The sequence below is a fragment of the Roseivirga sp. 4D4 genome, from assembly GCF_001747095.1.
GTDB lineage: Bacteria > Bacteroidota > Bacteroidia > Cytophagales > Cyclobacteriaceae > Roseivirga.
The window spans coordinates 4,099,038-4,116,143 of the sequence record NZ_MDGP01000001.1 but is presented as its reverse complement, the minus strand read 5'-3'; the positions used below and the strand labels follow the sequence as shown (position 1 = coordinate 4,116,143).

Sequence of the window (17,106 nt, the reverse complement as noted above, 5' to 3'; positions counted from 1 at the left end):
GCTAAGATTAATCAAAAAATGTGTCTTGTTGAAATAAGCTAATTACCTGGCTCTTCGAATGCTTCCACCGGTATTAGAGCGGACATCTGCCTTTGGGCGACCTCTATAGCTCACTGTTCCACCCGTATTCGCACTAGCTCTAAGGCGTTCTTGTGCATTAACCCTGACATCAGCACCAGTATTTGCCTTTGCATACACCTCAATAGCTTCTACGTCATACGCGTATATAGTTCCTCCAGTAGAGGCCGTGGCCTCCACTTCATCAGCGTCACCGGTCATATCAATTCTACCAGATGTTGTGGCGCTTAAGTCCAGGCTCGTCACCTTAATTTTAGCATCAACCACCCCTGAAGTACTAGTGGTAACAGACAAACGTCTGGTTTCAATCATATCTTCAAAAGAAATTTCAGCACTTGTATTTGCTACAATTTCCTCGATTTCTTCAGTATAAGTGAGTGTTACACGAATTCTGCCGTTGCGATTTCTTCTTGACCAAGAATTTCGACTTACAAAAATACTTAATCGATCACCTCTGACCTCAGTTCTTACTCTGTCAATATCCATTCGAGACACTTCGATGTCGACACTGTTCTCGTTGCCTTTCTTGGCAATGACTTGAATACCTTCAGATACTTTTAATTCTGTGAAACTATCTAAACTTCTCGTATCGGTCTCTTGTGCAAAGGCGATTGAGGTGATAAAGAGTAAGATAATTGTGATTTGAGTTTTAATGGTGTTTTTCATATCCATGACCTTTTGATTACTAAGCAATAGACAGCAAACATAATGTACTAGTTGCATGAAATAAAAAAAGCCCCGTCCTCAGAAGTTTCGGGGCGGGGCTTTTTTTGACCAAAATACCCTTATGCGGCCAAAGCTCCGATGTTCGGAATTGTAATTAAGCTTCTACTATAGACAATCACACCTTCCTCTTTTAACTCATTGATCAGCGTGGTAACGGTTTGTCTTGAAGAACTGATCAGACTGGCGATCTCATTATGCGTCAGATAATTTCTAATTACTAAACCTGCATCGGCTGGCTTACCTTCTTTATTAGCCCAATCGACTAAGAAATCCTTGAGCCTCGCTTTGACATCCTTAAAGACAAGGTTGGCATAACGATGCTCTAATTTTCTCAACTTCTCGCCCATTTTCTTAGAGAATGAAAGTGCCAAACTTGGGTGCTTGTGCATCAGCTTTTCGAACTCTTCCATAGTGAATGTACATAGGATTACTTCACTTGATAAAATTTCCGCAAACTCCTGGCTGACTTGAAAATTAGTGATTGGAATCTCTCCAAAAAGATCTCCAGTCAGTATGATGTCCTTAATCATCTCGTTTCCAAGACCATCGATCTCACTGATTTTAATCTTACCGTTTATTAGAAAGTATAGTCTTTTTGAATCGTCATTCGCAAAGTAGATCGTCTGTCCCTTCTTCATTCTAACAAACCTTGAAATTGAACACAGGTCATGAATTTGTTCCTTGCTCAGGTTCGCGAATAGATCATAATTTCTTAGATACCAATATTTTATTTCGTTTTGCATGACTTATAAATTTATTACCAATTGAAATACTGCTATGGCGATTATGATCGCTCCTAGCACCTTGTTATAGTTTTTCGTTAATCTCAAATAGATGAACTCTCTCTTTCGGGTGGTGAATTCAGCTACTAACCATTGTAGCAGAAATGCACCCAATGCTGACCCAACGACAAAAGCGACCTGTACAGGCCATCTATCGTTTTCCAGTATGGAGTTGGTTCTGAGATAGGTAATAATAAAAAGCCAAAAGGGATAGAGTTGTGGATTAAGCAAGCCAAAAGTGACACCTAACCAAAGCTCTTTTCCTTTCTTTTCTGATTTATGTTTATACTCTGAAGTAGCCTTCTGGAAGATCAGATATGTTCCGAATAGAAATAGAACACCGATTGTCAAATATTTGAGGTAGTCTTCGAGTCCTTCGTATTGCGAGATAAAATTTGAACTGCCAATGGCGAGTCCGCAATACAATAACTCAGGTAAACTACCGCCAAATCCAAAGGTTATGGCTGCCTTCTTATTCTTGTGAAGTGCAGTGTGAATAGTACCAAAGTTCACTGGTCCCAACTGCACCGATCCGGCAAAACTAATTGCCGTGGCTATAACTAAAGCTTCCAGAATGGACCAGATCATTTGGTCATCATGGTTTTAACTTTGCCATTTACGTTCTGCTCTTCTGGTTTTTCGGAGAAGTGACCTCGAAGTAGCTTGAACATTGTCCAGAATGGTGTCACTTTGGCCCCATTCCTCATGTTTTCAATGCTGACTTTGCAAGAAGTCTTCATGCTGGACATGGTGTCTTTATAAGCTCGAAGTAAGTTGTACTTCGGATCATAAATATGACCAGGTTCAGAGGTTACTCCATTCAACTCCATCACCTTGATGTTCTTTCCGGCAAATAAATCCTCAATGGAACTTACTTTAAGATCGAAACGCCCAAAATTGAAGCCTTGAATGTTGCTGGAGATTTCATCGAAAACGGCAACCAATTCTTTGCTGATCAAATGTTGACCACTTAAGAATTTTGTGCCTAAGCAGTGATTACCTATAGGCTGCAAGTTTTCATACACCCCATTTGGCAACACATCCTCCAAATGACTCCCATGTTTTTCCTCAAGGGTGGACATTTGAAGTTTTGCTCGTTCGCTTTTACTCAGCAACTCCCGAATAGTAGAAGTACCATCTCCAGTAACTCCCAAAAATTCTTTTTGGACAATGGAGGTAATGTTACTAGTGCCACTGATCGGAAGTTTGTGATATAAGACACCCAATTCGATATCAAAATCAACGTACTCCTGAATAATGAAATCCTGATCTGTCCGCTTGAGATAATCCGTCAGCTGATCTTTATTATCAACCTTCTCCACTTCAGCGCCTCGCTCTCCGACATCTGGTTTTATAATTATCGGAAAACTCAGGTCTGACTGCTCAATTCTACTGAGTACTTCCGGTAATGTGGCCGACAATTTGAAGAACAATGTTGTCGGGCGATACTTAGGATCAATTTTGTCGAGAATATCAATTTTAGACTCTCCAAAAACGCCCCCATGAATGATTCCTGGATTAGCTGCCGTAAAGTAGGTCAAAGACCTAGCTTTGATCGACAAATAAACCCAATACGGCACCAGTGGAAGGAAAAACAACCAAAAAGGCCAGTATTCATAGTAGATGATCTTTACCAGAAAAAGTGGTAATCTATGCCTCATAACTCAATTCGAAAGATAATCAACGCCAGAACATAAACTTAGTTTTGTCAAGAATAAGTGTTAACCAACACTTTGTCGCTCTACCGTCTATAGAACCGTCCTCTAAATGACAATTAGTGTGCCAGACGAATAGAATAATATTTAATCAATTGATCTTCAATAGTTTACAAAATTCTCTTTGAAAAAATGATGAAAAATTTACACGATATTTCGTGTATTTCAGATTATTTCAGGAAAAGTGATATTCATTTAAAAAACTGCTCAGCGAGATATTTGGCCTATATTTTGTTCACAAAACAAGGAACAATCAAAAATTCACGAAATATCAAGAAAATAACATGAGATTCACTTTTTCATTTTTTTGCCTTCTTACTCTTTTTTTCAACCCTCTAAATGCACAATCTCAAGACGACCATACCGGTAACCAGGTTCTCGTCATTCTCCTAGATAAATCTGAAATCAAAGGAGAGTTGGTCAGTGAAGATGACCGAGAAGTTGTCGTAAATAGCGAATCACTAGGTTTACTGACTTTTCAACGCACTGAAATAAGAAAAATAATATATCTAGATGCAAAGGGCAGAATGCCTAACCCTAATCCCACTCGATACTTTTTAGGGCAATCGGCCTATACACTCAATAAGGGTGAGGGATACTATCAAAACATCTATGGTTTAGTCAATATTGTTAGCTATGGAGTTACTGACCGATTCAGTGCATTGGTAGGCACTGAGTTAATCTCTCTTTTCGGTGGGTCACCTATCATATTAGCAAATCTCAAGTATGGTGTTCCTATTGCAAAGAATCTGCAAGGTGCAATTTCATTTTCCTATTTAACCTCTGCAGGAGACCTCAGTGGTGAATTAAACCTAGGGAGCCTAAATGCACTTTTGACCTACGGAAACAAGGAACATAATATCACCTTTGGTACAGGCTATGCCTTGGCAAATGGTGAGATAAACAACACAGGGCTATTGACCATTGGGGGCATGACTCGTCTAACCGGTCGTCTGGCTTTTATCACAGAAAACTATGTTCTTACTGGGGAAAATGATGCCTTAATATCTGGAGGCCTTCGTTATATTGGAAAGAAACTCACCCTGGATCTACTCATATTTGAGGAAGGAATTCCAGCGATAGATATTGTACTTAAATTTTAGTTAGAAAAACCACGTTTGATACCGAGTTTTTTCATTCTGGATTCCAAGGTAGTCGGCTTCATTCCCAGGATTTTGGCAGCACCTTTTTCTCCACTTACCCTCCAAGTAGTTTTTTGTAGTACATGAATAATGTATTTGCGTTCAAACTCATGCAATGTATCTAGCTCGGTGGTCACCGACTGGGTGGTCGATTTAGGAATCCAGTCTCCTAATTCTAAAGAAGTACCGGAACTTAAAATCACAGAGCGTTCAATTACATTTTCTAGCTCCCTGATATTTCCGGGCCAGTGATAACCCTGAAGTGAGTTAATAATTCTTTTAGGAATTGACACGATCTTCTTACCGATCTTAGCTGAAAATCGGTTTACAAAGTGCTTAACTAATAGTGGAATATCTTCTTTTCTCTCCCGTAGTGGTATGCTTTGGATCGGAAAGACATTCAACCTATAAAAGAGATCAGCCCTAAAACTTCCGTCATCAACTTCTTTTTCAAGATCCCTGTTGGTTGCCGCTATTACACGTACATCAACTTTCTGGGTGTTTGTACTTCCCAATCGTTCAAACTCCCCCTCTTGAAGGGCTCTCAAAAGCTTAGACTGAAGCTCTAAGGGCAACTCGCCAACTTCGTCCAGAAACAAGGTGCCGCCATCAGCCAACTCAAACCTTCCTACTTTTTTAGCAATAGCTCCAGTAAAAGCTCCTTTTTCATGACCAAAAAGTTCACTTTCTATCAAATTAGCCGGAAGTGCAGCACAATTAACCTTCACCAATGGCCGATCACTTCTCTTACTGATATTATGTATCGCTCTTGCCAGTAATTCCTTTCCTGTACCTGACTCTCCAAGAATCAAGACAGTTGCATCCGTAATGGCTACCTGTTCCGATGAAGAGAGTACAGACCTAAACCTATCGCTTTGAGTAATGATCTCCTGAAAATTGTGCTCAAACTTGATCTCTTCCTGCAAATAGGTATTCTCTGCTTCCAGCCTGTCCTTAAGACTTTTTACCTCGTCAACCGCTTCCAGAAGTTTTTCACTGGCAATTTTTCTTTCTATCTCAGCAGCAGCACGATCAGAAAAGAGCTTGAGTATGTCCTGTTCTTCCGGAGACAGTTGAAGTTTGTCATTATTAAGCACGGCAATATGACCAATGCAATCTCCCGAATCGTTTAAAATTGGTATTCCGAAGTAGCCCTCTATCCCAGGTTCTTTTTCAAACTCGTCTTGCACACCTTCTTGAATAAAGAGCGGATCTGTTGTCTCCATAATCAACTTGCATGGCGTGCCTTCAGTATTGTATTCTACATTCTCCTGAAGTGTGTCATCCTTGAAATAAGCCAAGGTGCGAAGTCTCGACTTACTAGAGTCGGTACATTCAGTTATTATAGCCATGTGGACTCCTAGCGATTTGGCTATGTTCTCCACCAAAGACACAAAGAAATCCGAACCTACTGCATCGGCAGTTGCCTCCGACAGAGACTTCAAAAGTCTTTCTTTCCGCTTTCTTTCGGTTATGTCCAGCACAAAGCTCACGTTGAAAGCATGCCCCTCAAATTCTATGTGATTGACGAAGATTTCAACAGGGAATTCAGTACCATCTTTCTTGCAATGAGTAGATTCGAGTCTAATACGTTTTTCCACTTTTGACCGTGCCCACAAATCAGCGAATCGTTCCTCATCAAAATTTGGATTAAGGTCCAGAATACTTAGTGACTTAAATTCATCCGCACTATACCCGTAGAGTATCTGAGCCGTTTCGTTGGCAAACCTCAGGCTGCCAGATTCTTCCATCCAGAAAACGGATGCCAAAGCCCTTTCTACCGTAAATTGAGAAAGACGACTATAGTTGGGCAATTGATTTGACACACTCATTTCTCACGAAATATCGTGTTTTTATTTGAGACTAGGTAATTACACAATTAGTATTCAAATGTCAGGCATGCGGCCTTGATATACATCCGTTTAGTAACCTAGTCCGTAGATATGGCTATACTTGAAAAATTTTTAGCATGAAGCGATCCATCACACTCTTATCCTTTTGTCTTTTAGCCCTCATTGGAGGACATACTTCTTATGCCCAAAACAGCGGCTACGATTTAAAGCATTACAATTTGAAGAGAGGCCTAGCCATCCAAGGCTACGATCCGGTAGCATATTTTACTGAAAACAAAGCGGTAGAGGGTTCTGAAAACATCAGCCATAATGCTGCCGGAGTGACTTATTATTTCTCTTCAGCTAAGAATAGGCAGCTGTTTATTGCTGACCCAAAGCGGTATGAACCGGAGTATGGTGGATACTGTGCATATGCCATGGCAGATGGAGATAAGGTTAGAATAGACCCAGAGACCTTCAAGATTATTGACGGTAAGCTTTACCTCTTTTATAATTTTAGATTCACCAATACACTCAAATCTTGGAATAAAGATGAAGCCAACCTCCTGCCGAAGGCAAATACTCAGTGGGGCAAAATAGTGTCGGGCGGCTGATTTCCACTCTGAGACACAGTTAAACTTCCGTATATATTACTTACATTTGGCTCTATCATTGGTTAAAAAACAACATTAGATGCAATTAAAGCACGTTTCGGCTAAAATTTTAGACCAACTTATTCAGGTCTCTGAGCAGTTACAAGATCAGGCTTTCAGACAACCATTAAAGGTTTTATCTGATAACACCATTGGCAAGCACATCAGGCATATCATTGAGTTTTATGATTTAATGATCCTGGGAATCAACTGTGGCGAAGTGAATTATGACCAAAGAAGTCATGATCGTGTAATCGAGGAAAACCGCTTAATGGCCATTGAGAAAATGAACTCCTTGAAGTTGGAAATTGAAAAAATTGCATCTGACAGCTCCTTAAAACTTAAGGCGAATTATAGCCTGGACAAGGAAGACCCAATCGAGATTGTAACCTCTTACTATCGCGAACTACAGTACAATATTGAGCATGCTATTCACCATATGGCGATCATCAAAATTGCCATCTTAAGTGAATTCGCTAATGTCAACATTCCTGAGGGCTTTGGTATTGCATATTCGACTATCAAATACGAGAAGGATAAACCATGTGTACAGTAACTTTTCTACCGAAAGGGAACGACAGGTACATTCTAACTTCAAATCGAGACGAAACACCGAAAAGAGCAGCTCTTGCCCCTGAAGCATACCTTGTCGCGGGCACTACTATTTATTATCCAAAGGATCCCTTAGCCGGAGGTACCTGGATCGCTACGGACAAAAACAGATATACCGTTTGCCTTCTCAATGGAGGTTTCGAGAAGCACAGCCACACGCCACCCTATCGATTGAGCAGAGGGCAGATGGTTTTGCAGTTTTTCGAATTCGGGGATTTGAGTTCATTTGAGAACAATTTCGTATTCCAAGGCATGGAACCCTTTACTTTTGTGATTGTAGAATCTACAATTGAGGGGGTAAAGCTTAACGAACTTATTTGGGATGAAAATCAGCTCCATTCAAGAACGCTAGATGCGAACGAGTCTTTCATTTGGTCTTCTAGCACACTGTACCCCGAACCAGTGAGAGTTGAACGCAAGTCTTGGTTTGAAAAATGGGCGATAAATCAGCAAGCCTTTACTCAAAGGGCAATTATGGAATTTCATCATTTCGGAGGTAAAGGTGATGCATGGAATGACTTTGTTATGAATCGAAATGGAGTAGTTCAGACAGTCAGTATCACCTCTATCGAAAAAGAAGATTCCGAGTTCAGAATGATTTATAAAGACCTGCTAAAAGAAAAAGGCGTCATTGACGCCTCTTCCTAATTTCAAACGCTGCTGACCTTTCTTATAGGTCAAACTTGATTCCTTGTGCCAGTGGTAGCTCAGTAGTATAATTCAGCGTATTGGTTTGTCTGCGCATGTATGCTTTCCAAGCATCAGAACCAGACTCTCTACCTCCACCTGTTTCTTTTTCTCCACCAAAAGCACCACCAATTTCGGCACCTGAGGTTCCAATGTTCACATTGGCAATACCACAGTCAGATCCTGCTGCAGAAAGGAATTGATGTGCCTCCTGAACATTATTGGTCATGATTGCTGATGACAAGCCCTGTGCTACGCCATTTTGTAAATCAATGGCATCATTCACATCTCCACTATACTTCAAGAGATATAGGATAGGGGCGAATGTCTCATCTTGAACAATTTCAAATTCATTCTTGGCCTCGATAATGCATGGTTTCACGTAGCACCCACTTTCATAACCAGCACCTTCTAATACACCTCCTTCGATTAGCACATTTCCACCTTCTGACTTAGCCTTCTCAATAGCAGCATTATAGTTAGCCACAGCATCAGTATCGATCAACGGACCCACATGATTGTTCTCATCCAATGGATTACCAATTCTCAGCTGCGCATAAGCATCCGTCAGTGCATTTTTCACTTTATCATAAATAGACTCGTGAATAATTAGTCTACGAGTAGATGTGCACCGCTGCCCTGCAGTACCAACAGCTCCAAATACACTGCCAATCACGGTCATCTTGAGATCAGCCTCAGGAGTAATGATAATGGCGTTATTTCCGCCCAACTCAAGGATGGATTTTCCTAATCTTTCAGCTACCGCCCTGCCTACAATTTTTCCCATTCGGATAGAACCTGTAGCAGACACAAGAGGCACACGTGGATCGGAAGTCATCATTTCACCTACTTTGTAGTCTCCATTGATCATACAGGAGATTCCCTCAGGAAGATCATTCTCTTTGAGTACTTCAGCAATAATATTCTGACATGCAACACCACATAAAGGCGTCTTTTCCGAAGGCTTCCAAACGCACGTATCACCGCATATCCAAGCCAAGGCGGTATTCCATGCCCAAACTGCTACAGGAAAGTTGAAAGCTGAGATAATACCTACTATACCTAGTGGGTGCCATTGCTCCTGCATATGGTGGCCCGGGCGTTCAGACTTGATTGTCAAACCATGCAACTGTCTAGAAAGACCCACTGCAAAATCACAGATATCAATCATCTCCTGAACCTCACCAAGACCTTCCTGATAGGACTTGCCCATTTCATATGAAACCAGCTTACCTAGGTCGTCCTTATACAATCTCAGCTTATCACCGAATTGACGAACGATTTCGCCACGCTTTGGCGCTGGCATATCTCTCCATTCCTTAAAAACACCTTGCGATGCCTTGATGATGGTATCATACTCTTCTCGAGTAGTCGAGGTAACCGCTCCGATCAATTCGCCATCGACAGGTGAATATGACGAGATCGATTCCCCACCGCCCATTGAATTAGAGCCAGTTGAAGACCCGTTGTTACTCGCTTTTACACCAAGCTTTTGCAGTGCATCTGCGATGCCAAAATCCTGCTGAATTCCCATTTCCTAATAGTTTTTATTTACACCTCATAGTTACGGGAATTTTGGATGAGGACAAAGTCTGAAAGCACAAATGCTCAGGCATAAAAAAACCTCGACATGTCGAGGTTTCATATTTTGTCTTTGGCTTTTACCAGTCAATCTTAAAATATTCTTTCTCTCCATCAGGGTATTTCCCCATGACATAAAAGTCCCTTTTTTTATTGTCTAGAATTGACTGAAACTCTTCCAAACTATCGATGTCTTGATCTCCGACTTTGGTAATCACAAAACCGTCTTTGAGACCAGCTTCTTTCCAGGCGCCTTCTCCTAACTCAACCATTTGAACTCCACCTTCAACTTTTAGTCTATACTTAATACTCTCAGTGATATCGGCAAAAATTGCCCCTTCAATCTTATAGGTAAAGCTGATTTCATCGGGAGTCCGTGCCAGGTACTCCGCTTTCTTCCTAAGTGTAAGCGAAGTTTCTTTCACATCACCTCCCCTTTTGAACTTAACCGAAATCAAATCACCAGGCCGCTTACGAGCCACAAACTCTTGTAACTCACTAGTCGTTTTGATAGATCGATCATCTATGCCAACGATGACATCGTCATTTTTTAAGCCAGCCTTATCTGCTGCACTGCCTGGGTTTACACCTCGGATATGAACACCTGAAAGCTCATCTGTGAACCTACCGTCAGCGTCCCGAATTTCAACACCAAGCAATCCTCGCTGCACCTCTCCAAATTCCAAGAGGTCATCCATAACTTTCTTGACCAGTATGGAAGGCACCGCAAAAGAATAACCATTGAATGTTCCAGTATTAGTGGCGATGGCCGTATTAATACCAATCAAATCACCATCGAGGTTTACCAGTGCACCACCGCTGTTTCCTCTATTGACTACTGCATCGGTCTGTATGAATGACTCAATACCATAACGATTTCTGTTGCCACTAATCAAATTGATATTTCGCGCCTTGGCGCTTACAATACCAGCAGTAACTGTATTATTTAGATCAAATGGATTACCCACTGCGAGGACCCATTCTCCAATTTCTACTTGATCAGAATCACCGAAATCAACAAAAGGAAGATTTCCTGCTTTGATCTTTATTAGGGCTAAATCTGTATCAGGATCGGTCCCGACAAGTTCAGCACTGAGTCTTCTATTATCGTCCAACCTAACTTCCAACTCATCGGCATCTTCTACCACATGAAAGTTAGTAGCAATATATCCGTCATTAGAAATGATTACACCCGAGCCTGTAGATTGTCGTACTCTTCTTTCCCTTCCAAACAATTTTGACCATCTACCTGATCGCTCTGAAGGTGCGGAAGTATTCGTTATATGTACCACAGCTGGTACGGCAGACCTGGACGCTTTGATAAAGTTGATGCCTTCTGGTACCACATAAGTCCTTGGTGTTTCATCAATTTCACCAAGTGATGTGGTCAAAGAAGTCGTTTGACTAAAATCATCGGGGTTATTTGAATTATTACTACCCAAGAGCCCCATACCCAACAACACAATAAGCCCACCTAAAAGCGATGAAGCCAATACACCAATAAAGAACTGTCTCTTAGAAATCATAGTAACAAGCTTTTGACCAATGAAAATTTAACGCAGGAGAAAGGCATGGTGTTCTAATTTATTGAAAATAAGGGTGCATTTAACCGGATTTAACAAAAAAAGAGGGCTCCGATAAATCGGAGCCCCTTAATCAACCTCAACAACACTAACCTACTTCACGGTTATTTTTGATACTAATTTCTTTGTCTCATCCTTTGGTATTAACACATTGAGAATACCGTTTTCATAAGATGCTTCAATCTTCTCTTCCACTACGCTATCAGGTAACTGAAACGCCTTTTTAAAGGTTCCATACTGAGTTTGTACGGAGTAGAAGTTTTTTGATTTGTCTTCCTTCTCGAATTTCCTTTCCCCACTGATGGTCAAGTAACCATCCTTAAGATCGATACTGATATCTTTCTTATTTAGCCCTGGCACTGCAACTTGAATTTCAAATGCGCTATCCGTTTCAGCCACATCTGCTCGAGGCGTAAATGCAGACTTACTTTGGTCAAAGGACTCATTGAAGAAACGATCAACAAATCTGTCTATTGTAGCTGGCATTAACCAATCTGAGTTTTTTCTTACTGTATTCATATTTCTAGGTTTTAATTTTTTCATTCTGTGCCTCCCTATAATTCAAAACCGTACCAATGCGATTACCACTATGTTTTACTGTCATTTTGACCTATTTTATGACTTCTATTCAAAAAATACAGCCATAATGTCATTAGTAGTCATAGAAGTTGAATATGAGATCAAGTAACGATTACCTATTTTAGCTCAACTTTTTACAGCCAATGTCATCAGAAAGAAAGCATCTCCTTAAAGCCTTTGGTCCCGGAATATTGTTTGCCAGCACGTGCATTGGTGTTTCTCATTTGGTGCAATCCACAAGAGCAGGTGCCGACTTTGGCTATGGCTTAGTTCTTTTTATAGTGGCCGCTCTAGTCTTTAAGTATCCATTCTTTGAGTTTGGATCTCGATACGCTGCTGCAACAAAAAAGAGTTTGCTTGAAGGCTACCTCAATGAAGGTAAGTGGGTGCTTTGGATTTATTTCCTCCTTAGCCTAGGATCCATGTTCACCGTTACGGCAGCGGTAACCTTTGTAACGGCTGGAATGCTTAATAACCTAACAGGATTGACTGTTGATCCCGCCTGGGTTTCTGGAGGCATCCTACTCTTTTGCGTTCTAATTCTGGCCGTGGGTAAGTACAGTCTATTGGACTCATTATTAAAGATTGTAGGAACAGTCTTGTTAGTATCTACCCTAGTGGCTTTTATAGCGGCAGTAGTCAAAGGACGAGCTACACCAATTGAAGGGTTTATTCCGAAGGAACTGGCTGAAAGGAACAGCATTATTTTCGTAATCGCACTTATGGGGTGGATGCCTACAGCGGTTGATCTATCCACTTGGAATAGTCTTTGGGCTATAGAGCGGATGAAGCAAACGGGCTATAGACCGAAGCTAAAAGAAATACTCTTTGACTTTAAATTTGGCTATTGGGTCACAGCAATTCTGGCCATCTGCTTTCTTACGCTAGGAGCCAATGTCATGTACGGCTCGGGGGTGGAACTGTCTGGAAACTCAACAGTTTTTGCTGATCAGGTGGTTACGCTTTTCACGGATGCGCTTGGGGGTTGGTCATACCTGATTATTGCCACGGCAGCTTTCAGCACCATGTTTAGTACTACCATTACGGTGGTAGATGGCTTTGGAAGAGCAATGGGAGAAACCGTGAGATTACTCTTTTTCAAAGAGGCCGGAGTGAGAACAACTTACACTTGGATGATGGCAACGGTAGCTATAGTCTCATTCTTTTTTATTCTTCTACTTTCTTCCAACTTGAAAGACCTTGTCGACCTTGCCACGACACTCTCATTTGTGATTGCTCCTGTGATAGCATTTATCAATTATAAGGTGATTATGTCTAATCAAATTGAGGCTGAATTCAGGCCTAGACCTTGGCTAAAAAACCTGGCTATTATTGGATTAATCTTCCTTACAGTATTCGCGCTCATCTACATGGCGGTTTACTTCAATTTGATTGATCTAAATTTTTAGTGAAAATCTCAAAAAGGGTTTGGTTTATTTTCAACCAACCGCTAATATTGCACTCCGATTCGCAAATGAGTGGATCAAATTCCTCCTGACCTGCCTGCCGGCAGGGCTCAGTCAACTGAGCTTAGTCAATTTCGGCAGAAAGTTTCTGAGGAAGCTGTTCAAATTAAAATCAGCAAAAACTACATATTCCTCCTTAGCTCAGTTGGTTAGAGCATCTGACTGTTAATCAGAGGGTCCTTGGTTCGAGTCCAAGAGGAGGAGCTTAAAAGACAGCCAGTTACGAAAGTGACTGGCTTTTTTTATTTCTAACTTGCATGTTTTCTGCACGTTTTTACCGAATCCAAATCGAATCATACACCTAAGTTAGGCCGATTCTCTTACAACTAATTATCCCTCAACCCACCAAAATCCCTCAACCCACCAAAAATATATTTTAAATCAGGTAAGTAATTTTAAAATGGTCTACTAGGTATTGGCGTTTCTAAGTATTTCCGCCATAAATGGGGAAAAAGATACGTTCGATAATGACGAGACATTAGGTAAATCATGTAATAAAATCCTGAATTGTAAAAAGCAAAATCCCTTTCAGAATTAAAAAGTTCAACCTCTTTTTTCAAAACTTCTTTGTATTCGGAAAGAGATGCCGGTAATTGAATACTATGCTGAAGTGTGCCTGAGTCTCCTGATGCATTACCCTTAAACAACAATTCATATGTCTCTTGTTCTGGATACCACATTTGTAGATCAAGGTCAGGAAATGAAGTCTCGATAATTTCTTTCAGAGTTTTATAATCTTCCTCTACCTCTAAAATCGCACACCACTCAGAAAGAACGGTGTATAGTATGGAAGAACCCACCTCTTCTTTCTCAGCTTTGAAATGCGATTCAATGAGTTTTTCTTCGTTGGTGTAGAATAGTGGAAAGTCTCTATATATGCTATATGCATTAGCAGTCATGCTAATTAACTTTTTCAACCAGTTTCTTGCAAGATCATGGTGACCAGTTTTATACAAGAGTAAGAGCCCCATATTTATCTCAATGCAGTGTTCATCATAATTGGGATTGAGAGATGGTGGATTGTTATCTATTAGATGAAATAACGACTCTGCAATTACAGCTGAGTTTTGTAGGTATGTTTGGATTAAAGGGGTCTTCTTTCCAGCTACATATGCTTGTGCTTCAGCTTCATAAAACATTGATAAACCAATGCTCGATATAATACCAATTTGCTCCCAAACAACTAGACTGTAATCGAAGTAATTAAACGACCTTTTATTCAACGAATGCTTTACAGAACAATATGGCTGAAGTTTTGCAAAGTAGTCAAACCCTATCTCTGTATGAGTATATCTAATCTCGTGAAAAGCTGTAGTGATCTTCTTCTCGCTAAGAAAGTTTCGAGTTTCTAACCAGTACCATGTTTTTATTAACAAAATCTCTGAGGCCTTAAAAACAGGTTTGAGATTGTTAAGCTCCTTTCCCCAAACCCAAATCATATTTAAACAGAGGTTTAGAAGCTTTACCTGCTTTACACTTCCTCGTTTTGATTCTTTCTTCTCAAGGGTTAGTTCGATGAGTTCATCAAAATGATTCAACTCATAATCGTTTAGTTCTATAAAAGCCAATGTCTTATGAAGAAGCCTGGCATGCTCCGAAGGAAATAGCGATTCCGCAAAAAAGTACTCTTCACAGAGAGTAGTAAGTTTATCTATGCTCCAAAACTCTACTTCTAAATTCCCTTTGGTATGCTGATTGGTGTATTGCACCCATGGGACTTGAACATTTTGACTCAAATAACCATTAGTTGAAACGACAACCTTAACAGGAAGACTCTTATGTTTTGATTGTACTCGTGTATTCAAATAGACATCAAACAATTCATTCAAAGACGCCCTAACTGAATTTTGACCATCATCCCAAGTAGCTCTTGATATATCACCTTGTTTTACTACAAACAAGAAGAGTTTTTTACATTTATCATCCGGATCAATTCCAACCGCTGCTATATCTACTCCGTCTTGACGACCCTTTTCTGGCCTCACTAGAGGTGGGATTTTCATACTTAGTAACAGTTCAGATAAGACGAAATCCAACTCCTTATCTTCCTTCAGATATGATAGATATTCTCTTATTACGAACCTCATAATCTTTGTTCGTTAGTCCAGTGTAATCGAGCTAATGCCATACCATATTGATTCAAAAACTCAGCTCTAGGCATCTCATAGCTATACTCAAATTTTCCTAACTTCTGTTTTTCAGAGTATTCTCCATTCTCATTTCTATGAAACCAAGATTCTCCAACCTTAATATCAATCTGCTTTGCCATCTCCAAAAAAGATCCCTTCTGCGAACTTTGTAAGGATTCTTGCTGCTGTCTGGCTTCGAGTTTCCTGTATAACATCCCTCGTTTTTCTGAGCCTTCAACCTCTCCAATATTAGGCAACTCCTCAAGAGCTTTAAAATAGGCTTCAGCAATATCGATTATATAGTCTAAAACTTCTCTCACTCTATCAGACACTTCAGGCCTCCTTTTCTTTAGATACTCAATGGTAGAATGGTAATTGATCACTACGTATTCTGTGAAAGCAGATGAAATAATTCGGTAGCTCATTTCATCCTCTCTTGATTTCAGAATAGAGAACAAAAGACTTTTCAAGTGATGATGGCTAAAAGCATGCCCAAGTATTTTTGAGGTTAGATATCTAATACTCTTAAAGTCTGTCTTCTTTATAAACTCCTCATCCAACTCAACTTCATAAACCTTACTTGCAAAAAGAATACTGAGGATTCCTTTAAAAGCTCTGTGAAATATAGCTTGGTCATCATTCAACCATTTTGTTATGAGGATTCTAAACCAAGCTTGTTTCGACCTAAATGCTTTTAAAATAAGGTTCTTAAAAGATTTAATACTTGCTTCGCCATCTCCTGCATGGGCAACCACCCAACTTCTAAGAAATTCTTCAAGTAGGTCTGGCGTTTCCTCTAAAAAGTCTTCAAGTAACCTTTCCGTCAGATTGACTAGCCCTATGAATTCAGGTTTTACATGAGACAGTTTCAGTAGTAGCTTTTTGTAAATATCTCGTGACTCCGCTCTATCAATCTTTTCATCAAGTACAAAATAGATTTTCGATTGAACGTCAATATGATTGATTTCAGCAAGCTTAAGTATTTCAACATCCGCCCAGTGAATTTGCTTTCGAAAACAGGCTAACACCTTCAAAACTTCACCCTGAATAGATGTATTACTTGATTCTTTCAGGCTTCTCAGGTTAAGAGCTAACTCCTTAATTATTGTTATCTCTTTGTCTTTTGGCAAATCACTCAGCCTAAGTTGAAGTACAGAATTAAGTGCATAGTAAGCCAAGTCTTCATCTTCGAGCAGTGGCTTTAACCTCAACCAAGCTGGCTCAACACCATCGGCTTCGGAAAGTGAAGCAATCACATCGCTAAGAAACTCATGTAGAACTTTGTTCTGAGATTCGGCCATAGCCTTAAACAACCATTCTCCATTTTGGGGACGCTCTTTTGTATAACCGCGTACAGCTTGATGGATTTCATAAGCCGCCATATCGTTGCCAAGACTGCTTTTGATCCTTGGCAGTATATCGAGAAGCTCTTCTTTTGTGACACTTGACTTTGGTAATTCTTTACAGAAGTCCAGGAAATAAGACCAGAACCTTTTCTCATCCATTGCCTGGTCCATTTTCGTGATTATCGGATTAGCCAT

The 17,106-nt window shown here is 40.3% G+C and carries 15 protein-coding genes and 1 tRNA gene; 6 read left to right on the top strand and 10 right to left on the bottom strand.

The features are described 5' to 3' along the window. Window positions 1-42: 42 nt before the first annotated feature. The 4 genes from BFP97_RS18025 to BFP97_RS18010 form a co-directional block, all read right to left on the bottom strand. A complete protein-coding gene (locus BFP97_RS18025; protein WP_170827508.1) occupies window positions 43-744 on the bottom strand; it encodes a head GIN domain-containing protein in 702 nt (233 codons plus the stop codon). A 119-nt stretch (window positions 745-863) separates the two neighbouring features. Beyond that, window positions 864-1,547 (bottom strand): Crp/Fnr family transcriptional regulator, encoded by a 684-nt coding sequence (locus BFP97_RS18020; protein WP_069843758.1) that lies wholly within the window; start codon window positions 1,545-1,547, stop codon window positions 864-866. A 3-nt stretch (window positions 1,548-1,550) separates the two neighbouring features. Beyond that, window positions 1,551-2,174, bottom strand: a complete 624-nt coding sequence (locus tag BFP97_RS18015; protein ID WP_069843757.1) for a LysE family translocator — start codon at window positions 2,172-2,174, stop codon at window positions 1,551-1,553. After that, window positions 2,171-3,247: a hypothetical protein gene (locus BFP97_RS18010; protein ID WP_069843756.1), complete on the bottom strand. Its 1,077-nt coding sequence runs from the start codon at window positions 3,245-3,247 to the stop codon at window positions 2,171-2,173. The genes BFP97_RS18015 and BFP97_RS18010 overlap by 4 nt, the downstream gene beginning before the upstream one ends. Window positions 3,248-3,585: 338 nt before the next feature. On the opposite strand from BFP97_RS18010, the gene BFP97_RS18005 reads away from it, so the two are divergent. Continuing rightward, window positions 3,586-4,404 carry a hypothetical protein gene (locus BFP97_RS18005; protein WP_069843755.1) on the top strand — a complete coding sequence of 273 codons (819 nt, stop codon included), beginning with the start codon at window positions 3,586-3,588 and terminating at the stop codon, window positions 4,402-4,404. Here the strand turns inward: BFP97_RS18005 and BFP97_RS18000 are convergent. Next, on the bottom strand, window positions 4,401-6,275 hold the full coding sequence (locus tag BFP97_RS18000; RefSeq protein WP_083262647.1) for a sigma-54 interaction domain-containing protein: 1,875 nt from the start codon (window positions 6,273-6,275) through the stop codon (window positions 4,401-4,403). The genes BFP97_RS18005 and BFP97_RS18000 overlap by 4 nt on opposite strands. A 137-nt stretch (window positions 6,276-6,412) precedes the next feature. On the opposite strand from BFP97_RS18000, the gene BFP97_RS17995 reads away from it, so the two are divergent. From BFP97_RS17995 to BFP97_RS17985, 3 genes are all read left to right on the top strand, one after another. Next, window positions 6,413-6,889, top strand: a complete 477-nt coding sequence (locus BFP97_RS17995) for a YHS domain-containing (seleno)protein (protein ID WP_069843753.1) — start codon at window positions 6,413-6,415, stop codon at window positions 6,887-6,889. Window positions 6,890-6,968: 79 nt separating this feature from the next. Continuing rightward, a complete protein-coding gene (locus tag BFP97_RS17990) occupies window positions 6,969-7,484 on the top strand; it encodes a hypothetical protein (RefSeq protein ID WP_069843752.1) in 516 nt (171 codons plus the stop codon). Then, window positions 7,472-8,188, top strand: coding sequence for an NRDE family protein (locus BFP97_RS17985; protein ID WP_069843751.1), 717 nt, complete (start codon window positions 7,472-7,474; stop codon window positions 8,186-8,188). The genes BFP97_RS17990 and BFP97_RS17985 overlap by 13 nt, the downstream gene beginning before the upstream one ends. A gap of 22 nt (window positions 8,189-8,210) precedes the next feature. On the opposite strand, the gene BFP97_RS17980 is transcribed toward BFP97_RS17985, so the two are convergent. The 3 genes from BFP97_RS17980 to BFP97_RS17970 all read right to left on the bottom strand — a co-directional run bounded on the left by BFP97_RS17980 (window position 8,211) and on the right by BFP97_RS17970 (window position 11,910). After that, the gene (locus tag BFP97_RS17980) at window positions 8,211-9,761 is read right to left on the bottom strand and encodes an aldehyde dehydrogenase family protein (protein WP_069843750.1); all 1,551 of its coding nucleotides are present in this window, start codon (window positions 9,759-9,761) and stop codon (window positions 8,211-8,213) included. A gap of 127 nt (window positions 9,762-9,888) precedes the next feature. Next, window positions 9,889-11,334, bottom strand: a complete 1,446-nt coding sequence (locus BFP97_RS17975) for a trypsin-like peptidase domain-containing protein (protein ID WP_255399505.1) — start codon at window positions 11,332-11,334, stop codon at window positions 9,889-9,891. A gap of 150 nt (window positions 11,335-11,484) precedes the next feature. Beyond that, window positions 11,485-11,910 carry an Hsp20/alpha crystallin family protein gene (locus BFP97_RS17970; RefSeq protein WP_069844381.1) on the bottom strand — a complete coding sequence of 142 codons (426 nt, stop codon included), beginning with the start codon at window positions 11,908-11,910 and terminating at the stop codon, window positions 11,485-11,487. A gap of 203 nt (window positions 11,911-12,113) precedes the next feature. On the opposite strand from BFP97_RS17970, the gene BFP97_RS17965 reads away from it, so the two are divergent. Both BFP97_RS17965 and BFP97_RS17960 read left to right on the top strand, forming a co-directional pair. Next, window positions 12,114-13,379, top strand: coding sequence for an NRAMP family divalent metal transporter (locus BFP97_RS17965; RefSeq protein ID WP_069843749.1), 1,266 nt, complete (start codon window positions 12,114-12,116; stop codon window positions 13,377-13,379). Between the two features lie 187 nt (window positions 13,380-13,566). Beyond that, a tRNA-Asn gene (locus tag BFP97_RS17960) sits at window positions 13,567-13,640 on the top strand. 191 nt (window positions 13,641-13,831) lie between these two features. On the opposite strand, the gene BFP97_RS17955 is transcribed toward BFP97_RS17960, so the two are convergent. Together BFP97_RS17955 and BFP97_RS17950 are read right to left on the bottom strand one after the other, a co-directional pair. Further along, a complete protein-coding gene (locus BFP97_RS17955) occupies window positions 13,832-15,523 on the bottom strand; it encodes a hypothetical protein (RefSeq protein WP_069843748.1) in 1,692 nt (563 codons plus the stop codon). Further along, entirely contained in the window at window positions 15,520-17,106 is a 1,587-nt protein-coding gene (locus tag BFP97_RS17950) for a hypothetical protein (protein ID WP_139135364.1), read from the bottom strand. Before BFP97_RS17950 ends, BFP97_RS17955 begins: the two co-directional genes overlap by 4 nt.

Coding starts and splice junctions, on each gene's coding strand:
- BFP97_RS18025 (WP_170827508.1), bottom strand. CDS start 744: ATGAAAAACACCATTAAAACTCAAATCACAATTATCTTACTCTTTATC.
- BFP97_RS18020 (WP_069843758.1), bottom strand. CDS start 1,547: ATGCAAAACGAAATAAAATATTGGTATCTAAGAAATTATGATCTATTC.
- BFP97_RS18015 (WP_069843757.1), bottom strand. CDS start 2,174: ATGATCTGGTCCATTCTGGAAGCTTTAGTTATAGCCACGGCAATTAGT.
- BFP97_RS18010 (WP_069843756.1), bottom strand. CDS start 3,247: ATGAGGCATAGATTACCACTTTTTCTGGTAAAGATCATCTACTATGAA.
- BFP97_RS18005 (WP_069843755.1), top strand. CDS start 3,586: ATGAGATTCACTTTTTCATTTTTTTGCCTTCTTACTCTTTTTTTCAAC.
- BFP97_RS18000 (WP_083262647.1), bottom strand. CDS start 6,275: ATGAGTGTGTCAAATCAATTGCCCAACTATAGTCGTCTTTCTCAATTT.
- BFP97_RS17995 (WP_069843753.1), top strand. CDS start 6,413: ATGAAGCGATCCATCACACTCTTATCCTTTTGTCTTTTAGCCCTCATT.
- BFP97_RS17990 (WP_069843752.1), top strand. CDS start 6,969: ATGCAATTAAAGCACGTTTCGGCTAAAATTTTAGACCAACTTATTCAG.
- BFP97_RS17985 (WP_069843751.1), top strand. CDS start 7,472: ATGTGTACAGTAACTTTTCTACCGAAAGGGAACGACAGGTACATTCTA.
- BFP97_RS17980 (WP_069843750.1), bottom strand. CDS start 9,761: ATGGGAATTCAGCAGGATTTTGGCATCGCAGATGCACTGCAAAAGCTT.
- BFP97_RS17975 (WP_255399505.1), bottom strand. CDS start 11,334: ATGATTTCTAAGAGACAGTTCTTTATTGGTGTATTGGCTTCATCGCTT.
- BFP97_RS17970 (WP_069844381.1), bottom strand. CDS start 11,910: ATGAATACAGTAAGAAAAAACTCAGATTGGTTAATGCCAGCTACAATA.
- BFP97_RS17965 (WP_069843749.1), top strand. CDS start 12,114: ATGTCATCAGAAAGAAAGCATCTCCTTAAAGCCTTTGGTCCCGGAATA.
- BFP97_RS17955 (WP_069843748.1), bottom strand. CDS start 15,523: ATGAGGTTCGTAATAAGAGAATATCTATCATATCTGAAGGAAGATAAG.
- BFP97_RS17950 (WP_139135364.1), bottom strand. CDS start 17,106: ATGGCTAATCCGATAATCACGAAAATGGACCAGGCAATGGATGAGAAA.